This is a genomic window from Bacillus sp. EB106-04-02-XG92, assembly GCF_058791995.1.
In genome coordinates, this window is the sequence record NZ_JBYTEA010000023.1 from 24,274 (window position 1) to 42,240 (window position 17,967).

Sequence of the window (17,967 nt, forward strand, 5' to 3'; positions counted from 1 at the left end):
TCGCTCCCTCCTCTTACTTTCTATGCACTTATCATAAAAAAGAAATATGAACGGAATATGAACAGAAGATTACAGAGAGTAAGATTAAATTTTCAGAAAGTATTGAAAACAGTTGGAATCCTTGGTACAATTCAGTCAAATAATCTTGACCGAGTAATTTCATTTAAGGAGTTGATCATTTTGAAGCCTATGTTAACACTCACTACTTATAGCCAACTAAAAGCAATAAGCGATCCACTACGTGTCGAAATGATGATGCGTCTATGCGAACGTCCTTATACAGGACAATTACTATCTGAGAAATTCGGCATTCCAAGGGCGAAAATTCATTATCATTTAAAAGAATTAGAAAAGAATGGTTTTATAGAGATTGTTTATACAGAAGAAAAGAATGGCATCATTCAAAAGTTTTATCAATCTGTCGCTAGAGGCTTCACCCCTGCCGCAGATCTATTACCTCATTTAGAAATGTTAAGCGAATCAGGTCGCCAAATCTTTTTACAAATGACAGAAAGAACGAAAAACCATATTCTCACTGCACCAGAAGAAGCTTTTACATTACGAAAAGTAAGCGAAGATCCAGCTGAGTGGAATTACGTTTCATCTTGCTGGGAATTTGATGCTACGCCAGAACAATTTCAAGTGTGGGTAAAAAAGTTTCATGAATTGATGGCTGAATTAAATGATATCGCAAAAGATGCGGATAAAGATCCAAATAGTAAATCTTATTACATTTCTACTACTGCACTACAAATCGACGAACGAGCAATGCAGCGATTTGTGAAAAAAGAAGAAAAATCGTAATACGATTTTTTTTACATAGACGGTCAAATTTATTTTACCGAATAAATTTACCCGGCAGTAACGGGCAGTAAGAATCCTCCCTGAAAATTCAACTGAAGCAAAGAAGTTAGGTGGGAGATTAACTGCCCGTAAACGTCCGATTGGTTCAACTAATAATCAGTGGGGATGAACCTCCCACTGATTAAAGTTTCACTTTATTATAAAGGAGTAGATTAAATGGACATATTAAAAAACCGGAATTTCCTCTTACTGTTTTTAGGGAGAATTTTTACAAACATAGGAGATAGCTTGTATTATGTAGCCGCGATGTGGCTCGTATATAAGTTAAGTGGTAATCCTTTTTATTCTGGATTGGCTGGTTTTCTTACATTATTACCTTCTGCACTTCAATTTCTTACCGGGCCATTCGTTGATAGATGGTCAATAAAAAACACCCTCGTCATCACACAAGTTTTGCAATGCATTCTTATATTAATCATTCCTATTACACACTACTTCGATCTATTAACAGTTCAACTACTACTCATCATCATGCCCATCGTAGCCTTTATCGAACAATTTGCCTATCCCGCACAATCAAAAGCTTTACCACTTCTACTGCATAAAACACAATTATTAAAAGGAAATTCACTCTTTTCATTTGCATATCAAGGCATCGATTTAATTTGTACGACTCTTTCTGGCATATTAGTAGCACTACTTGGCGCAATCACTTTATATGTAATCGACTCTTTTACATTCGCGATTACTGCTCTTTTGTTCTTTTCATTAAAAATGCCAAAGCAAGCAGAAACCAATACATCACTTTCAACGAAACAATATTTCACTGATTTAAAAGAAGGCTTTTCAATCGTCTTCCGTTCATTAATGGGCGTATTCTTAATTGGTACCGTTGTCGCTAATTTTTCAATTGGTATGACGATGGCCATACTCCCTTCTTTCGCTGATTCTTTAGGAGGCGTGAAATCATATGGATTCTTCTTAGCTGCTATATCAGCAGGTAGTCTCATCGGTGCATTATTCAGTTCATGGGTTGGCAAATGTAATGTTGGCCGTGTCTCTATTATTGGCTTTGCGACTGGTGCTATCTTATGGTTTCTCTCTACGATCGTACCATTTCAATGGCTGTCTATTTTCTTATTCAGCCTAGCTTGGATTCCAATTGGTGCCACGAACATATTATTTGCGACAATTAGTCAAGTTGTAATTCCAAACCAATATATTGGACGCATTAACTCAGTCATGCGAAGTATGGGCACAATTGCTATGCCGTTCGGTTCTTTAATTGGCGGATACACCGCAAATGTATTTAGTAGCCAACTCATTTTCGCGCTCGCTAGCATCGGTATTTTATTTATTTCTCTCGTATGGCTACTTCACCCGAAATTACGGGCTTTGCCGAAAGCGGATGAGATTACAGCGGATACTTTTGGGGTGCAGTTTAAAGTAGAGCGCGGGAAAGGTGCGGCTTTATAGCAAACTAAACATAACCCCGTTCTAAATTTGGGACGGGGTTAAAATGTAGTTATTTAATTTTGAATGTACAATACTTCACTAAGAATATAACAATAGCACCAACTAAAACGTTCAATTATCGATTTGATGGCCAAGACCCCTGCATTTTCCTTAATTGAATAATTTGGCCTGTATGATAAGCATCATGAAGCATGATATCTAGTAATTTTCCCTCAAGTGAATTTTTTTCAAGCTCTTTTTCAGAAATTGCGCTCAATACCTGTCTTAAATTACGCTGAGCATTTTCAGAACGTTCAACAACTTTCTTCCATTCCATGTCATCATTAGATTGTTCAGTAAGATAAAAGGTATCATTACCGTCAAGATTATGTGTCCATTCACGGCCTTCTAAGTTTGCAGCAAGCCTCTCTTTGTAATAAATAAGATGATTAACGTTCTCCCAAATGGTATTCGTTGCCTCACCAGATGGTTTCCACGTAGCCTGTTCGGCTGTAAGTCCTTCTATAGCATGTTTAAACGGTGCATACCAACTTTCTTTATTGAATGTTGAATCTAGTACGTTTAATAACAAGTCAGTTCGTTTCAAAGTAATTTCCCCCCCTGAATAGTTAAAGTCTCAATAAAATCCTTATAACTCTGTAGAGATTCTACATGTTCAAATGAACTTCCTCCTGACCTCACTCCACAAACTCGTCCGATTATGTAATGGAAATGACTCACATTTTTTCACTTTACACGTATACTAGAGACAAAAAAGAAGAGGCCGTTTCCAAACAGCCTCTTTCATCTATTTCGGAAGCTCCACCTGAACAGTAGTCCCTTCCCCTTTCGTACTATACACTGAAACGTTTCCGTTATGCAGTTCAACAATTTTCTGTACAATTGATAATCCTAAACCGCTACCTTCTACGTTTCTTGCCCTAGCTGTATCTACTTTGTAAAAACGATCAAATATGCGATCCATTTCTTCTCTTTCCATACCGATTCCGTTGTCTGATATAGAGATCATCACACTTAATTCTAATTCTTCTACAACAAATTCAATCGTTCCGCCGTCGTTTGAAAACTTAATGCTATTCGTAAAAATGTTACTCCATACTTGATGAAGTAAGTTTTCATCACCTTGTATTGTAATGTCCGGTACATCAAATTCAACAGCGATATCCTTCTCACGCCATTTCCATTCGAGCATAAAAATGACGTCTTTAATTTGCTTTTGTAGATGGAATTCTTTTATTTGCAACACTTTCTCTTCTTTATCTAATGACGCTAGCGTAAGTAACTGTTTACATAAACTAGACATTCGCTTACTTTCGCCCTCAATAATTTGTAAATAGTGATTTCTTTCTTCCACGCTCATCTTTTCTGTTTGCAATGTTTTTGAAAACCCTTGTATAGAAGAAAGCGGCGACTGGAATTCATGTGAAACATTTGAAACGAATTCTTGTCTCATCTCATCTAATTCTTTAATACTTTTCGTCATCTTTTGAAAATTAGTTGCCAATATACCAATTTCATCTTTTCGCTTTACGTCTAATTCAATTTCATATTCACCACTTGCAATTTTTTGCGTGGCCTTCGTAAATTTACGAATCGGACGAACGATATAACCTGCTGCAATCGCTATAAAGATAATACTTAATAGTACGATAAACCCAAGCAATACCGCTAAGAAAATTCGCATCTCGCCAAATTGGTTCTGAATGTCAGGACGAATAAATAAAGCGTACTGTTTATCACCGTGTTTTACCGGTACACCGACACTATTAATTAATTCATTATCGAAAAACCCTGTAATAAAGAGGCGCGTCGGATAAGTAGAAACACCATTAAACGTTTCTCCTTGCAATACTTTATGAACGGTATCATCACTTATTGTCGTCTTACGAAATGCATTTCCAATACGCTTTCCATTCTTTTGATCATCGACAATATAAATTTCATATCCTAGCTTCGCAATAGACTGTAAGTATGCCTCTTGATTTTCTTCACTTTGCTTTTCATATAACGATTTTACTTCTTCCGCATACATTAAAATCTTTTCACTGTTATACGGTTTTAACTTCACTTGATAGTACACATTTGTTAATAAAAAACCGATAATACTGCTAAGTAACATGATCCCAACCGTCATAAAAACAAATCTAGAATATAATGATTTCACTTTATTTCAACCCCAACTTATAACCGAGTCCGCGTACTGTCGTAATTTGAAAATCATCCGTTCGTTTTGAGAAGCGATCTCGTAGTCTCTTCACATGAACGTCAACTGTTCGTTCATCTCCTTCAAAATCTATTCCCCATACTAATTCAATTAGTTCTTCTCTTGAAAATGTTCTTCCAGGATAACTAGCCAGTTGTGATAACAATTCAAATTCCTTCAGCGGAAGTAAAATCGTTTGACCGTTACACTTCACTTCAAACCCTTTTCGATCAATTGTTGTACCGTGCAGTGTAATCATATCAGCACTCAGCATTTGATAACGACGCAGTAATGCTCTCATACGGAAAATGACTTCAGCTGGCTCAAATGGTTTTACAATATAATCGTCCGTCCCAGAAATGAATCCTTTTTCTTTATCAACTAACTGATCTTTCGCAGTTAATAAAATAACCGGTATATCATGATACTTCCGGATTTCTTCACATAACGTATAGCCATCAACAAACGGCATCATAATGTCTACTATCGCAAGATGAATATTTTCTTTCTCTAGTACGTCTTGCGCTACCTTTCCATCTTCTGCTTCAAAAACTTTAAACCCCTCTTTTTGTAAATGGTAATGTAACAACTCTCTAATATGCTTATCATCATCAGCTAATAAAATATGTATCATCTTCATTAAACCCTCTCTTGTTCATCCTTCTACATCCTTACCTTAAGAAACAATTGGATTTTTTGCAAGAAAAAGAAAAAGAAAAAGAATCTATTTTGAAAAAAGATTATTCAAAATAGATTCTTACGTTTTAGTATTAAGATTATTTTAATGAAAAATAAGTTCTAAGCTTTAGAAATATCAACGAATCCTTCTCCGAACACGTCACGAACATCGTGTATTGCGATAAACGCAGCCGGATCCGTAGTTTGAACAATCCGTTTTAGCTTCACTACTTCTTGCTTATTAATAACAACATACAGAATTTCCTTCGGAGTTTTCGTGTAATAGCCATGACCTGAGTACACCGTAACCCCTCTGCCCATTAAGGTAGTTACCTTCCCGGCAATTTCATTCGGGTTATCAGAAATAATCGTAATGGCTTTCTTCGGATTTAAACCTTCAATTACAAACTCCATCACTTTCGTTGCTACATACAGCATAATAATTGTTATCATCAGTTTTTCTGCACCAATGATGAAATAAGATGAAAACGCAACAATTAAATCGAAGAACAGTAAACCATAGCTAATGCTCCATCCTAAATATTTATGCGTCATCCTTGCTAAGATGGTAGTACCTGCTGTTGTTCCGCCAACGCGAATAATAAGACCAATCCCGCACCCAATAAATATTCCTCCGAAAATGGCATTTACGAGCATTTCATCCGAAGCAATCGTCCAACCTTCTGTCAAATGAAGGAATAGAGAGTTCGTAACTACAGCGATAATCGTATAAATTGTTGTAATCTTATTTAAAAATTTATAACCAGCTATTAACAAAATCGCATTTAAAATTAAGTTAACTAAGCCTGGTGACCATTCAAATAAATAATACGTAATAATCGTGATACCAGTTACTCCACCCTCACCAAACTCGTTCGGAATAACAAACAAATTGACACCTAACGCAAAAAGAAATGCACCAATAATAATAAAAATAATGTCCGTCGTTCTTTTTTTCATACAGTACCTCACTTCTTATGTAAATATTTATTCTGCCATAAACTCTCACCATTATATCGTGGAATATTCAAATCGAACAGTGGTTTATTTTTATTTTAATATAGGATAATAAATCAACTTTGTCCTATATCCACATGTAATTTAAAAAGGGTAACAACTGTATTTATTATGTACTACAAGCAAAGTTTTGATTTCACATGCAATTGATGCTAAAAAATGAAAATGAACACTCATTCGCACATACTTCGAGTACAAAGCAAATAGGCGAAGCTATAGAATAAACTTCGCATCAAATATTTGATCACAGAGATTTATATGTCATTTTATACTTCTGTATGTTGTTGATCATTTCACTTTATTTCTTCCGCGTAATGAAAAAAACTCCATTAAATTTGCACACTTAGTATGCGAGTTCAGGAGTTTTTTCATATACCACCACTATTCGATTTTACTTCATTACTCATTCAAAATTTGCACGAGGTTCCTCTAACCCCTTCTTATTTCTCCAGTTAAATAAGCTTTCCGTCTTCGTTTGCTGCCCTGGTTTCACAAACAACATCGCCCCCATTGCAATAGCAGCCAACATGGCAGCTACGATAAACATAGAAGGATAGCCATAACTTACAACTAAATATCCAGTTAAAGTCGGGGCTAAGATTGTGGCGATATTAGCGATGAAGTGCATAATTCCACTATATGTTCCTGAGTAAGCAGGAGCCGTATCGACAATAATTGCCCAAAATAATGAACTCGGTAAAAAAGCAAATGCATTTCCAAGCGACATAAGCGCTAATACAGCTATATAATTGTCCATCACGGGAATGAAGCTAAAACAAATCGCTGTAAGTAATAAAGCGATAATTGGTAACCCTGTTCGAGCTAAACGAAGATTCCCTGTTTTACGTAAAATACGATCAGATAGCTTCGCCCCTAGTGGCAATGTGATACAAGCGCCAAGCCATGGAATCATCCCAAGATACCAAAGGGAAGATAATTGAAAATGGAATACATCTTGCAAATATTTCGGTGTCCAAGTTAATATTAAAAAATTGATGTATTGGAAGCAAAAATACGCTATCGTAACCATAACGAATGTCGGAACTTTAAAAAAGGAGTACCATGGCTCTTTTGGAATTTCTTTCTCTGCTTTTACGGATTGAAGTACACCTTCCGTACTTCGTATTTCAGCTAGTTCTTCTTTTGTCACCCGTGGATGATCCTCAGGCATATTCGTAAAAGTAAAATACCAAATAATCGCCCATACGATTCCAATTATACCAAGGATAAAAAACATTACTTTCCAGCTAGTGAAAGATAGTAAGAAGACCGCTACAGGTGCCGTTAATACTGCACCTAACGGAACACCAACAAAACCAAGAGATGTTAGAAACGCTCTTTCTTTCGGAGCTGCCCAGTTTGCTGCTGTCTTATTTGATACCGCAAAAGATGGACCTTCTGTTAATCCAAATAAAACCCGGAAGATTGCAAATCCTACTAAAGCAGACCCTCCAAAAACAGCAATCCCTATTTCTCCAGCAAAAGCGGTCGCAATTTCAAAAATAGACCAAGCTGTTGCTGCTACGATCCATACAAATTTCGGCCCTTTTTTATCTGAAAAAATGCCTCCTAATAAAGAACCGACCATGTAACCGTAACCAAAATATCCTAATATAGCTCCCCATTCCTTCGGGTCAAAGCCATATTCTTTGATAATGAAAGACTGTGCATAAGCGATGGCCCCTCGATCAATATAATTTACCATCGTAATAAACGTGAGCATTGTAAAGACATAATAACGAAATTTATTCTTCATCAAAATCCCCACTCCCCTCGTATTCTTTTGTTTTTCTCTCTAATCCTTTAATAAAATGACATGAACCTTTCCGGGGCCGTGAACTCCGAAAGCTAATTCCATCTCAATATCACCTGTCCGGCTCGGTCCAGTGATAAAATTAATACAGGCAGGTAATCCATTCGAAACTTGTTCGTGAATACTAGTTACTCCTTCAGTTAAACGTCTATAAATGGTATGTTCTGAGAGAATCGCTACATAAACTGCTGGCAAAACACTAACTAAACGTCCGCGTCCACCACCATTCCATAAAACAACGGTTCCAGTCTCAGCGAGTCCCATTTCGGCATATGTAATGCCCATATCCACTTGAGCTGCATAATCCCGTAGCTCTCTTTCACCTTCTTTACTTTGCCAAATTCGATGAGAAACGAAATTTCCAGTTAAATGCTTTCCTATTTCAAGCTGATGTAATCTATCGTCATCCCAATACAACGCAGATTGAACATTAAATTTATGTACAACGTACTGAAGTGCACTCTCTATTTCTGAACGGTATATATGACTTACTTCTGTATGTAACGTATTTAAGTTTGCAATAAACTGCTCTACTAAACTTTCGTGATTTGTCTCTTTAGGAATTTGTCTGAGTGGATTGTTTTTCCACTTAAGAGGATTGACCCCCGAGCGACGTTCTCGGTTTAGTTTACGTGCGATATTGTTTAAAAAAGATTGTTGTACATCCGTATTCATATTATGAATCCCTCATTTCTTTTTTCCACCAATCACGGAATGATTGTTTCGCAGGTTTTGGAAAATCTCTACTTTCTGTCCACCCTTTTAATGGGCCGGGACCGTTCGCAATATATCCATCTTTTGCAAATATCGATAAACCTGTGTGTGCCATTTTAATAGTTTTCTCATAAATGAACGGATGGCTCGCCATAAACGTAAAACCTTTAAAGGCCAGTTTCTCAAATCTCGTTATAAACCCTTGTTCCACTACATCTTTACGATGTTCAATGAGAAGGTCATGTAATGGAATTTTCACAGGGCAAACATCTGTACACGCTCCGCACAAACTTGATGCAAAAGGTAGTTCTTTTAATTCTTCATACCCTTCTAATAAAGGTGCTAGTACTGCCCCAATTGGTCCGCTATACACACTTCCATAAGCATGGCCCCCAATATTACGATACACAGGACATACATTTACACAAGCTCCGCATCTTATACACTTTAATACTTCTTCATAAGCAGTTCCTAAAATATCAGAACGGCCATTATCTAGAATAATTAAATGAAACTCTTCAGGTCCATCCATATCTTCAGGTAAACGTGCGCCATTAATTCCAGTTACATAAGATGTAATTTTTTGGCCTGTCGCACTTCTTGTTAACATCGAAATGACTATATCAAGATCTTTCCATGTGGGAACGAGACGTTCCATCCCCATAATAGCAATATGAACTTTTGGTAATGTCGTAGTAAGACGAGCATTTCCCTCATTACTTACAAGAACAACTGATCCAGATTCCGCTACTGCAAAGTTACAACCAGAAATACCAATATCAGCTTCTAAAAACTCTTTACGCAATTGCTCCCTAGCAAATTGTAGTAGTTGATTTGTATCAACCGGTATCTTTCTTCCAGCTTCCTTAGAAAAAAGCTCTGCTACTTGTTCCTTTGTCTTATGAATGGCTGGGGCAATTAAATGGGATGGAGCTTCTCCAGCTAATTGAATAATGTACTCTCCAAGATCAGACTCTACTACTTTCACCCCTATCTCTTCTAATTTTTTATTAAGGTGTATTTCTTCTGAAACCATGGACTTTGACTTAATTACTGATTTCGCCCCTTTTTTTCTTGCGATTTCAGAAACATACGATACGGCATCTTCTGCTTTGAAAGCAAAATGAACATGCCCCCCATTTTTTCGGACATTAGTAGCTAATTGTTCCAAATAACTATCTAAATTTTCAATTGTATGCATCCGAATTTCAGATGCTGCCTCACGCCATTCTTCCATATTCCCTAATTCATGTGTAGCTTGTTCCCGTCCCATCCGAAGCTTATCTTGTGTAAACGGAACCGCGCTTCTCATCTGCGGATCGTGCAACGCTTTATCTACTCTTTTCAAAAAAACTTGTTCCCCCGCCGCACTCATTTATTCAGCCCCTTCGCCAGTACTTCTGCTACATGTAACACTTGAATATTTTTATTTTTTCTGCGCAATCTTCCTCCAATATTCATAAGACATCCCATATCTGCTCCAATTAAAAGGTTTGCATCTGCCGCCTCAATATGTTTTATTTTTTCATCAACCATCGTTTTAGAAATCGAGCTCATTTTCACTGCAAAGGTGCCACCAAACCCGCAGCAATCTTGGCAATATGGTAATTCTTTTACGTCTAGACCTTCTACTTGCGATAATAACTGAAGTGGTTCCTCTTTTATCCCAAGTGCACGGCTCATATGACAAGATTGGTGAAAAACAGCTTTCTCAACCAACTTAGATTTCAAATCACTTTTTCCAAGTACATTTATTAAAAAATCCGTCAACTCATACGTTCTATCCGCTAAATGAACTGCTTTTTCATACCATTCACTATCTTCTTTAAACATTTCTTTATAATAATGATGAACCATGCTGGCACAAGAACCTGAAGGCGTCACAATATATTCACTATGCTCAAATGCTTTTATCATTTGCTTTGCTGCTAGTTTTGCTTCTTCCTGATATCCGCTATTGTAAGCTGGTTGTCCGCAACAAGTCTGTCCTTCTGGGAAATCTAGTTCCACTCCACATTGCTTCATAATTTCTACGACACTTTTACCTACTTCAGGAAAAAACATATCTGATAAACAAGTAATAAACAACGAAACTTTCATAAAAATCCCCCTTAAAACGGTACGATCTATTTTCAAGTTATGATTCTACCGAATTAAATTTTAAATTTTTAGAATTTTCTATTTTTAAAACTTTTTGTTTATGATATCATGTGGGGTATTATATGAAAACTATCTATAAGGTTGTTTTTGTATACAAAAAAGGTATAGAAAGGACTTTGAAATGGATATAAGAAAACTTCGTTACTTTACTGTAATCGCTGAAGAAAAACAGCTTACGCGTGCTGCCCAGCGGCTTCATATGGCACAGCCACCTCTAAGTAGACAGCTATCGCTACTAGAACAAGAATTATCAGTAAACTTATTTGAAAGAAACGGTCGAAATATGCATTTAACTGAAGAAGGAAAAATTTTATATACGAAAGCAAAAAACATTATTCAGCAATTAGAAGAAACCATTACGGAAATTAAAGATACCGGTGAAGGGCTAAGGGGAAATCTATCTATTGGAGCATTTCATTCTTGCATTCCTTTTCTCTCTGAAAAAATCCGCTATTTTCAAGAAAACTACCCAAATATGAACTTAAAGATATGGGAAGGTGGCCCTTTTTACTTAATAGAGCAATTAGAAAATCGATATATCGAACTTGCTATTTTACGCTCCCCCTTTAATAAAGATGTTTTTTCTAGCATTTGTTTATCAAAAGAACCATACGTATTAGTCATGCCTGCTAAATGGGAACTATATCACTCACAGCTTCCAATTCCTCTAACCGAATTAAGTCATATTCCCCTTTTACTTTTACATAAAGATAAAGAAAACAGCTATCATCAGCTCGTCATTGATGAATGCAGGCACCGCGGTATTCAATTAAACATAGCATGTGAATGTCCAGACTCGGCATTTATTCTTATGCTTATCATGACTGGAGTCGGCGCGTCTATCCTGCCTAAAAGTGCTGTATCTCATATCTCGCAAGAATTTATAAAAATAGTAGATGTAATGGATTTCCCTTATCAGTCCGAATCATCGATTATATGGCTGAAAGATCGGACACTTTCTAAAAGAGCACAACGATTTATAGAATGTACATGAATTCATTTTGGAGGTGTAGCGATGCATCTCTTCGCTTATATGCATATGAGAATGGTGCATTAATCCTTTTAAACAGAAAAAAGCACCCATCAAATAATCATTTGATGGGTGCTGCATGTTACATTTGTTAATTACAGAATTCTAATTAAGACCAAATCCAAACATCATCATTATTTTCAACGTTGCTCTTTACCTCATAAACTTTTTCAATATTGTCCGTTGTGTTCCAGTTAATAGAACTTCCGCCCCAGCCTACATACTTCATATCAATTTTTACTTTCTCACCCGTATGAAATACTTGTCCCTTCGTTAAGAAAACATCAATAATGACTTTCTTACCGTTTAGTGATGGATACTCAACTACGACATATTTAGTAGCATCGTCTCCCTCATCTTCCATCGTCCCCACTTTTGCTACTTCCCCAATTACATAATCAGGTGAGCCATCTTCTTTCATGTGCATGCCTTACTTGTTTGTTGTATTTTCAATTGCAGTTGCAACCATATATTCTGTAAAATTACGCATCATAGATCCAGTAGCCTTAACCTCATCTCCTACTTTCACATTTGAGAAAGTATCCATGTATACACTAACAGGCTCCTCATATTGCTTAGATTTTACGACAATTACACCGTTATCTACTTCTACTACTCGCCCTTCTAACGTCGAGAAATTTGATTCAATAGAAGCTGCACTCGCTTTTGTTACTTCTAATCCTGGTAAATTCGTTCCTGATAATGCTGCGATACCTAAAGCACCTGCTAAAATTATTTTTTTCATACCCATTATGAAACATCTCCATTCATGATGATTTTATTTTTTTGATTGGATACGACCAACCTGTAACTATTATAGTTACAGGTTATGTAAAATAGCAACCATCTTTCTTATGCAATGTTACATACTGTAATTTTTAAATATACAGCAAGAGGGCTTTAATTTAATTCAAAGCTAAAATAACCTTATGACCACGGTGTAAAGAAATTAAGAACTACTTTCGGTCCTAAGGTTAACGAATAGCTTTATAAAAACTCAATCACAATTTATTCAACTAGTTGAATAATAAACCATGTCGAATTTTATTTTCATAAATTTCAAATTTCAAGGAGGTTTTACAAAATATTACACAGAATTATTCGTATATCGTAATATAATTGGTAATTTTTTACGATTCATTTCATTTTATCTACCACGTTTAGACAAAATGGAAAACCATAGCAAAAGGAGAGAGATAGATTGAAAAGAAAAATTAGTACAGCTGTTGTAGGGTTATCAGTGTTTAGCTTTGGTCTTTTTGGTTTAAATATTGGGGATGGCGGCGTTGTGAAAGCGGAGCATGGCGATGTTCCTGCTCCGAAATTAGAAAATCATGGTGACTACGGTGGCGCTCCTGCTTATGATCATGGAAGACCTCCTATTTCATCATATAATAAAGGGGATACTTGGGCTCCTGCTTTCAATATTGGCGATACCGGCGGCGCTCCTAAACAAGAAGGGCATGCACATTTCCCTGCTCCTAAACAAGAGAGTCACGCTGACTTCTTTGCTCCTACGTTAGAAGCGCATGGTAATACTGGCGCTCCTGCTTTAAATGTTGGTGATACGCCGACTCCGAAACTTGAGGGGCACGAACATTTCCCTGCTCCTAAACAAGAGACACATGCTGATTTAAGCTCAAAATTAGATTCACATGCGGATACTTGGGCTCCTGCATTAAACATCGGTGACACTGGTGGTGCTCCCGCTAACTCTGAACATGGTACAGGTATTTAAGTTGCCCAAATTGAAATCTATTTAGTTTACCATTTTCATATATTTACAAGGAAACCATTCGATGTAACGAATATTATGTATATACATGAGTTCTATTGTGATACACTCTACCCAAGAGAAATTTTCAATACATATGTGGTTTTCAAGTCTAAAAAATACACCTAGTAATTAGGTGTATTTTTTATTTTACCTCTCTATCTAATAATTAAAGAATACTCCCCTAAAAATCCCAACAAAAATCGAATAAACTACCTATACTTCAGACACTTTAGCACCACGAACGTTGCGATTTTTAGTGACACTCCGTATCCAATCTCACTTTCATCCCAAGTGCCTAAAGGCGATAGCTTTCTTGTTCAGGAAAAGCTATCTCCTCTCCATTCATGATGATTTATTTTTCGGATTGAATACGACCAACTTATAATCATTACAGTTACAGATTGCAGAAAATAGCATCCCTCTTTCTCATGCAATGTTGCATACTGTAATTCTCAAATGCAATTCAACACTAAGACTGAATTCATGAATAGCAGCAGGTAAACGGAATGATGATGAAGAAATAAATGTGATGCATCATATTTTCAATGCTACAGTTTGTATAATTGTAGTCCATTACATTATGTAGGAGCGGAGTTAACATGTTAATAAAACCAAACAGATTACAGCCAGGTGATATCGTGGCAACAGTAAGTCCTTCGTGGGGAGGCGCAGGTGATTCTGAAATAAGATGGCGATATGAACAAGGAGTAAAGAGATTAGAAGAAGTTTTTGGTCTTACGGTTGTTCCAATGCCGAATAGTTTAAAAGGTAGCGAATTCATTTATAACAATCCACAAGCTCGTGCGGAAGATTTAATGACTGCATTTCAAGATACGCGCGTGAAAGCAATTATTGCGAATATTGGCGGAGAAGATAGCATTCGCTTACTTCCCTATATAGATTTTAATGTAATACGTGAAAACCCGAAAATTTTTATGGGATACTCTGACTTTACCGTTTCACACTTGTTTTGTCATAAAGCAGGAATTTCCTCCTTTTACGGTCCAGCAATTTTAACGGATTTTGCTGAAAATATAGAGATGGATCCATATACAGTTGAAATGGTAAAGCGAACTCTTTTTTCAAATGAAGTTATTGGCGAAATTCAACCAGCGCCTGAATGGACGAGTGAGCGTTTAGAATGGATAGAGGTAAATAAAGATACAAGGCGTACGATGCAGCAAAATAAAGGATATGAGGTACTTCAAGGCTCTACTACTGTACAAGGACGCTTAATTGGTGGTTGTATAGAAGTACTGGAATTTGCAAAAGGAACGGAGATTTGGCCAGAGAAAAAACATTGGGAAAATAGTATCCTTTTCTTTGAAACTTCTGAAGACCATCCAGAACCAAGTTATATAAAGTATTGTTTACGAAATTACGCAGCGCAAGGCATTCTCCAAAAAGCAAAAGGGATCATTTTCGGTAAACCAAAAGACGAAATGTATTATGAAGAATATAAACATGAAATACTAAAAGTTATGAAAGAATATAACTTAGAAGATTTGCCAATTCTTTATAATTTAAATTTTGGTCATACCGAGCCAAAGTTTATTTTACCTTACGGCGCGTTGGCAGAAATTGATTGTGAAAATGGATCTTTCTCTATTTTGGAAAGTGGCGTGGAATAAAGTGAAACTTTAATCAGTGAGGGTTCCATTCACATCGCTATCAAGCTAACATTTTGAAGTTCTCCCAGAACGAAAATTTATTCTTTTCATAGGTATTCAAGGAAATTCAGTTTATTTTTTATGTTAAATATCGCTTTAAAATTTCTGTCTTCACCCCTTCACATAATCATTACAATAAAATAAGAGTCTTTCCATTAAGGAAGACTCTTATTTTATTGTAATGAATTCAATTTTATAAATTTCATGCTGCGTGTCATAACTCTATAGCTGTGCACAATATTTATTTGATATAGATTGAAGTTCGCATTGTATTAAATGGAGCGTTAATAGATGTTTTCTGGTATTCAAATGTTCCTTGCTGATGCCCAGAAGCATCCCACTTATAATACCAGCCAACAATTGGTTTTCCGCCAATTATAGTGGATCCAATACTTTTCACATTAAAACCATTCATTTTCGCAAATGGATTTTGACCATATCCCATTTCCTTCGTAGTAATATATAAGTATTTTCCCCCATGGTCACGTGTTGTGCTAAAACTATTTGGATTAATAGTTTCTACTCCGCCCTGCTCAGATTCTACTTGTACGACATTTAGTGAAGTAAGTGGTGCTGCAGGTCCAGCAGAAGCTTCTGTTGCCATTCCTAATCCGACAAAAGCAGTTATTGCTAACGATGAAATACCAAGTGCTGCTTTTTTAAACATAATAACATCCCCTTCCATCTATCTATTATTTTCTCTTTCATTGCCAATATAATCCTATTACCTTTATATGTATATAGTTTAAAACTGCAGAAATATTAATGAGAATATTCTATCTTATGTTTCTGCAGTTATATGACATCCCATTATTTATTAATAAAAAATAGGAACAGATCATATTGTTTGTTCCTATACGCTTCTAACCTATGAATCTATATGATTTTTATTTTGATTCATCTGTCCATGCCTTAGTATGAATATCATCACTAGGGGCGTACTACAAGATGAAGAAAAAAAAGCAACGAGAGAAAAAATAAAATTCAAGGTTGTATTAAATAAGAAAAGGATTGCAGATGCAAAAATTCCTTTTTATTTATATATATTAATGTATAATAAAGGGGAACTACTCAACATTTTTCGTTAAAGATAGTCTATTAACCTCTAACTCTAACTACCTAATGAACGCAAGTAAATATATCTTAAATTATTGTAAGAGGTATAAAAAACACCTTATAGCTATAAGGTGTTTTTTATATTTCAGCTCTTTAAAATTCTTCTATTTCAACTGTAAAATGTGGCTTGAATTTCATTTCACTTCAATTCTATTTCTTCTCCTTGATTGTAAAATGTATCATGATCCATTTTAAATTAGTAAGGATCATTTCCCTACACATTGAGACTACAAGTTGTATAAGGAAGCTCTTCTTTTTTCCATGCAAGAAATCCTCCCTTTAGATTCACCACTTCCTTTATACCAGCTCTTTGTAAAATACTAGCTGCTATAGCAGAGCGCAATCCGGTTCGACATTGTAAAATGATTGGGTAATCTTTTGGTATACAATCTAGCTGCTTAAATAGATTTCCTAAAGGGATATGTATTGCATCATAAAGATGTCCTTCCTCCCACTCTTTTTTACTACGCACGTCGATTACCTTAACACTTCCATCTTTTATATGCGGATATAATTCAATTGATGTTTTTTCTTTATAACTTTCAAATCTATCAAGTCTTTGTATAACTTGTAAGGGTGCAAAAGCAATACTATTATCTAACCCAATAGATTCAAAGTCTCTAATAACTTCCTCCACTCTAACCTTTTCCTCATCTAGAATGATTAAAGTTTCTGTTTTATAATCTAGTAACCATCCACACCAGGTTGTGAAGGAATTGTTATACGGTATGTTAATTGATTTCTCGATGTGACCAGAAGCAAAACTCTCTACATCCCTTATATCAACTATTTGCTGAACGTTTCTCATAGCTTCTTGAAGTTTTTCTATTGTATTAATAGTAGTAACTTCTCTTTTCTTACGAATTGGAGGACCATACTTATTTAAATTCTTCATTAAAGAAAAATACCTTGGAGGCTCTGGCTGCCCCGTCAATAAAGTCGATACAAAATCACTTTCTTCATTACACTGAAATGCCCAATTGAACATCTTTTCATAACCTAAAGTAGAAGTTGGAATTGCTCCTAATGCTTTTCCACATGCGCTTCCTGCACCATGTGATGGCCATATTTGCAAATAATCAGGGAGTGTTTTTATTTTTTGTATTGAATCAAATAATTGTTTTGCTCCTATTTTTGCGGTATCTTTCATACCTACAGCGGTTTCTAGTAAATCGGGTCTTCCTATATCTCCTACAAATATAAAATCACCTGTGAATATTCCTATTGGCTTATCATTCGTATAGTTATTTTGACTTGTATCAGTTACTAAAAAAGAAATGCTTTCAGGTGTATGCCCTGGTGTGTGAATTACATTAAATTTTATATGACCTACTTTAAACTCTGTCCCCTCTCTAACCAAATTATATCGACCTTCGTTAAGATATTGATATTTCCAATCACAATCACCTTCATCAGATACATATAAATTGGTATGATAAAGAGTAGAAAGTTCTCTAGACCCAGAAAGAAAATCTGCATGAATGTGAGTTTCAGCCGCAGCAATTACTT

General features: G+C 35.9%; 15 protein-coding genes and 1 pseudogene. 5 read left to right on the plus strand and 11 right to left on the minus strand.

From position 1 onward, the window contains the following. Window positions 1-180: 180 nt before the first annotated feature. Both AC3WVA_RS28480 and AC3WVA_RS28485 read left to right on the plus strand, forming a co-directional pair. Window positions 181-804 (plus strand): ArsR/SmtB family transcription factor, encoded by a 624-nt coding sequence (locus AC3WVA_RS28480; RefSeq protein WP_071759513.1) that lies wholly within the window; start codon window positions 181-183, stop codon window positions 802-804. A 216-nt stretch (window positions 805-1,020) separates the two neighbouring features. Then, a complete protein-coding gene (locus tag AC3WVA_RS28485; RefSeq protein WP_341013454.1) occupies window positions 1,021-2,280 on the plus strand; it encodes an MFS transporter in 1,260 nt (419 codons plus the stop codon). A 115-nt stretch (window positions 2,281-2,395) separates the two neighbouring features. Here the strand turns inward: AC3WVA_RS28485 and AC3WVA_RS28490 are convergent, their stop codons facing one another. The 8 genes from AC3WVA_RS28490 to AC3WVA_RS28525 form a co-directional block, all read right to left on the minus strand. Beyond that, window positions 2,396-2,866, minus strand: coding sequence for a DinB family protein (locus AC3WVA_RS28490; RefSeq protein ID WP_098347148.1), 471 nt, complete (start codon window positions 2,864-2,866; stop codon window positions 2,396-2,398). Between the two features lie 201 nt (window positions 2,867-3,067). After that, window positions 3,068-4,444, minus strand: coding sequence for a sensor histidine kinase (locus AC3WVA_RS28495; RefSeq protein WP_098881464.1), 1,377 nt, complete (start codon window positions 4,442-4,444; stop codon window positions 3,068-3,070). A gap of 1 nt (window position 4,445) precedes the next feature. Further along, window positions 4,446-5,123 (minus strand): response regulator transcription factor, encoded by a 678-nt coding sequence (locus AC3WVA_RS28500; protein WP_098521445.1) that lies wholly within the window; start codon window positions 5,121-5,123, stop codon window positions 4,446-4,448. Window positions 5,124-5,281: 158 nt separating this feature from the next. Next, complete coding sequence (locus tag AC3WVA_RS28505; protein ID WP_000747488.1) at window positions 5,282-6,121, minus strand: YitT family protein; 840 nt, start codon at window positions 6,119-6,121, stop codon at window positions 5,282-5,284. 460 nt (window positions 6,122-6,581) lie between these two features. Then, entirely contained in the window at window positions 6,582-7,934 is a 1,353-nt protein-coding gene (locus AC3WVA_RS28510; RefSeq protein WP_098881463.1) for an MFS transporter, read from the minus strand. Window positions 7,935-7,973: 39 nt separating this feature from the next. Then, complete coding sequence (locus tag AC3WVA_RS28515) at window positions 7,974-8,666, minus strand: LutC/YkgG family protein (RefSeq protein WP_098881462.1); 693 nt, start codon at window positions 8,664-8,666, stop codon at window positions 7,974-7,976. A gap of 1 nt (window position 8,667) precedes the next feature. Further along, window positions 8,668-10,080 carry a LutB/LldF family L-lactate oxidation iron-sulfur protein gene (locus AC3WVA_RS28520; protein ID WP_098347152.1) on the minus strand — a complete coding sequence of 471 codons (1,413 nt, stop codon included), beginning with the start codon at window positions 10,078-10,080 and terminating at the stop codon, window positions 8,668-8,670. Beyond that, window positions 10,077-10,805 (minus strand): (Fe-S)-binding protein, encoded by a 729-nt coding sequence (locus AC3WVA_RS28525; RefSeq protein WP_098347153.1) that lies wholly within the window; start codon window positions 10,803-10,805, stop codon window positions 10,077-10,079. The genes AC3WVA_RS28520 and AC3WVA_RS28525 overlap by 4 nt, the downstream gene beginning before the upstream one ends. Before the next feature lie 181 nt (window positions 10,806-10,986). On the opposite strand from AC3WVA_RS28525, the gene AC3WVA_RS28530 reads away from it, so the two are divergent. Further along, window positions 10,987-11,859: a LysR family transcriptional regulator gene (locus tag AC3WVA_RS28530; protein ID WP_098347154.1), complete on the plus strand. Its 873-nt coding sequence runs from the start codon at window positions 10,987-10,989 to the stop codon at window positions 11,857-11,859. A 145-nt stretch (window positions 11,860-12,004) separates the two neighbouring features. Here the strand turns inward: AC3WVA_RS28530 and AC3WVA_RS28535 are convergent. After that, a pseudogene (locus AC3WVA_RS28535) lies at window positions 12,005-12,646 on the minus strand (hypothetical protein). Window positions 12,647-13,096: 450 nt separating this feature from the next. On the opposite strand from AC3WVA_RS28535, the gene AC3WVA_RS28540 reads away from it, so the two are divergent. Further along, complete coding sequence (locus tag AC3WVA_RS28540) at window positions 13,097-13,633, plus strand: hypothetical protein (protein WP_098881461.1); 537 nt, start codon at window positions 13,097-13,099, stop codon at window positions 13,631-13,633. A gap of 638 nt (window positions 13,634-14,271) precedes the next feature. Next, on the plus strand, window positions 14,272-15,303 hold the full coding sequence (locus tag AC3WVA_RS28545) for a S66 family peptidase (RefSeq protein WP_492322408.1): 1,032 nt from the start codon (window positions 14,272-14,274) through the stop codon (window positions 15,301-15,303). Between the two features lie 280 nt (window positions 15,304-15,583). Here AC3WVA_RS28545 and AC3WVA_RS28550 read toward each other — a convergent pair whose 3' ends face one another. Both AC3WVA_RS28550 and AC3WVA_RS28555 read right to left on the minus strand, forming a co-directional pair. Further along, the gene (locus tag AC3WVA_RS28550) at window positions 15,584-16,009 is read right to left on the minus strand and encodes a DUF4879 domain-containing protein (RefSeq protein ID WP_048525317.1); all 426 of its coding nucleotides are present in this window, start codon (window positions 16,007-16,009) and stop codon (window positions 15,584-15,586) included. Window positions 16,010-16,672: 663 nt separating this feature from the next. Further along, window positions 16,673-17,967, minus strand: a 1,295-nt coding sequence (locus AC3WVA_RS28555) for an MBL fold metallo-hydrolase (RefSeq protein WP_492322409.1), incomplete at its 5' end; no start/stop codon positions are given.

Coding starts and splice junctions, on each gene's coding strand:
- AC3WVA_RS28520 (WP_098347152.1), bottom strand. CDS start 10,080: ATGAGTGCGGCGGGGGAACAAGTTTTTTTGAAAAGAGTAGATAAAGCG.
- AC3WVA_RS28545 (WP_492322408.1), top strand. CDS start 14,272: ATGTTAATAAAACCAAACAGATTACAGCCAGGTGATATCGTGGCAACA.
- AC3WVA_RS28505 (WP_000747488.1), bottom strand. CDS start 6,121: ATGAAAAAAAGAACGACGGACATTATTTTTATTATTATTGGTGCATTT.
- AC3WVA_RS28550 (WP_048525317.1), bottom strand. CDS start 16,009: ATGTTTAAAAAAGCAGCACTTGGTATTTCATCGTTAGCAATAACTGCT.
- AC3WVA_RS28510 (WP_098881463.1), bottom strand. CDS start 7,934: ATGAAGAATAAATTTCGTTATTATGTCTTTACAATGCTCACGTTTATT.
- AC3WVA_RS28485 (WP_341013454.1), top strand. CDS start 1,021: ATGGACATATTAAAAAACCGGAATTTCCTCTTACTGTTTTTAGGGAGA.
- AC3WVA_RS28525 (WP_098347153.1), bottom strand. CDS start 10,805: ATGAAAGTTTCGTTGTTTATTACTTGTTTATCAGATATGTTTTTTCCT.
- AC3WVA_RS28515 (WP_098881462.1), bottom strand. CDS start 8,666: ATGAATACGGATGTACAACAATCTTTTTTAAACAATATCGCACGTAAA.
- AC3WVA_RS28530 (WP_098347154.1), top strand. CDS start 10,987: ATGGATATAAGAAAACTTCGTTACTTTACTGTAATCGCTGAAGAAAAA.
- AC3WVA_RS28500 (WP_098521445.1), bottom strand. CDS start 5,123: ATGAAGATGATACATATTTTATTAGCTGATGATGATAAGCATATTAGA.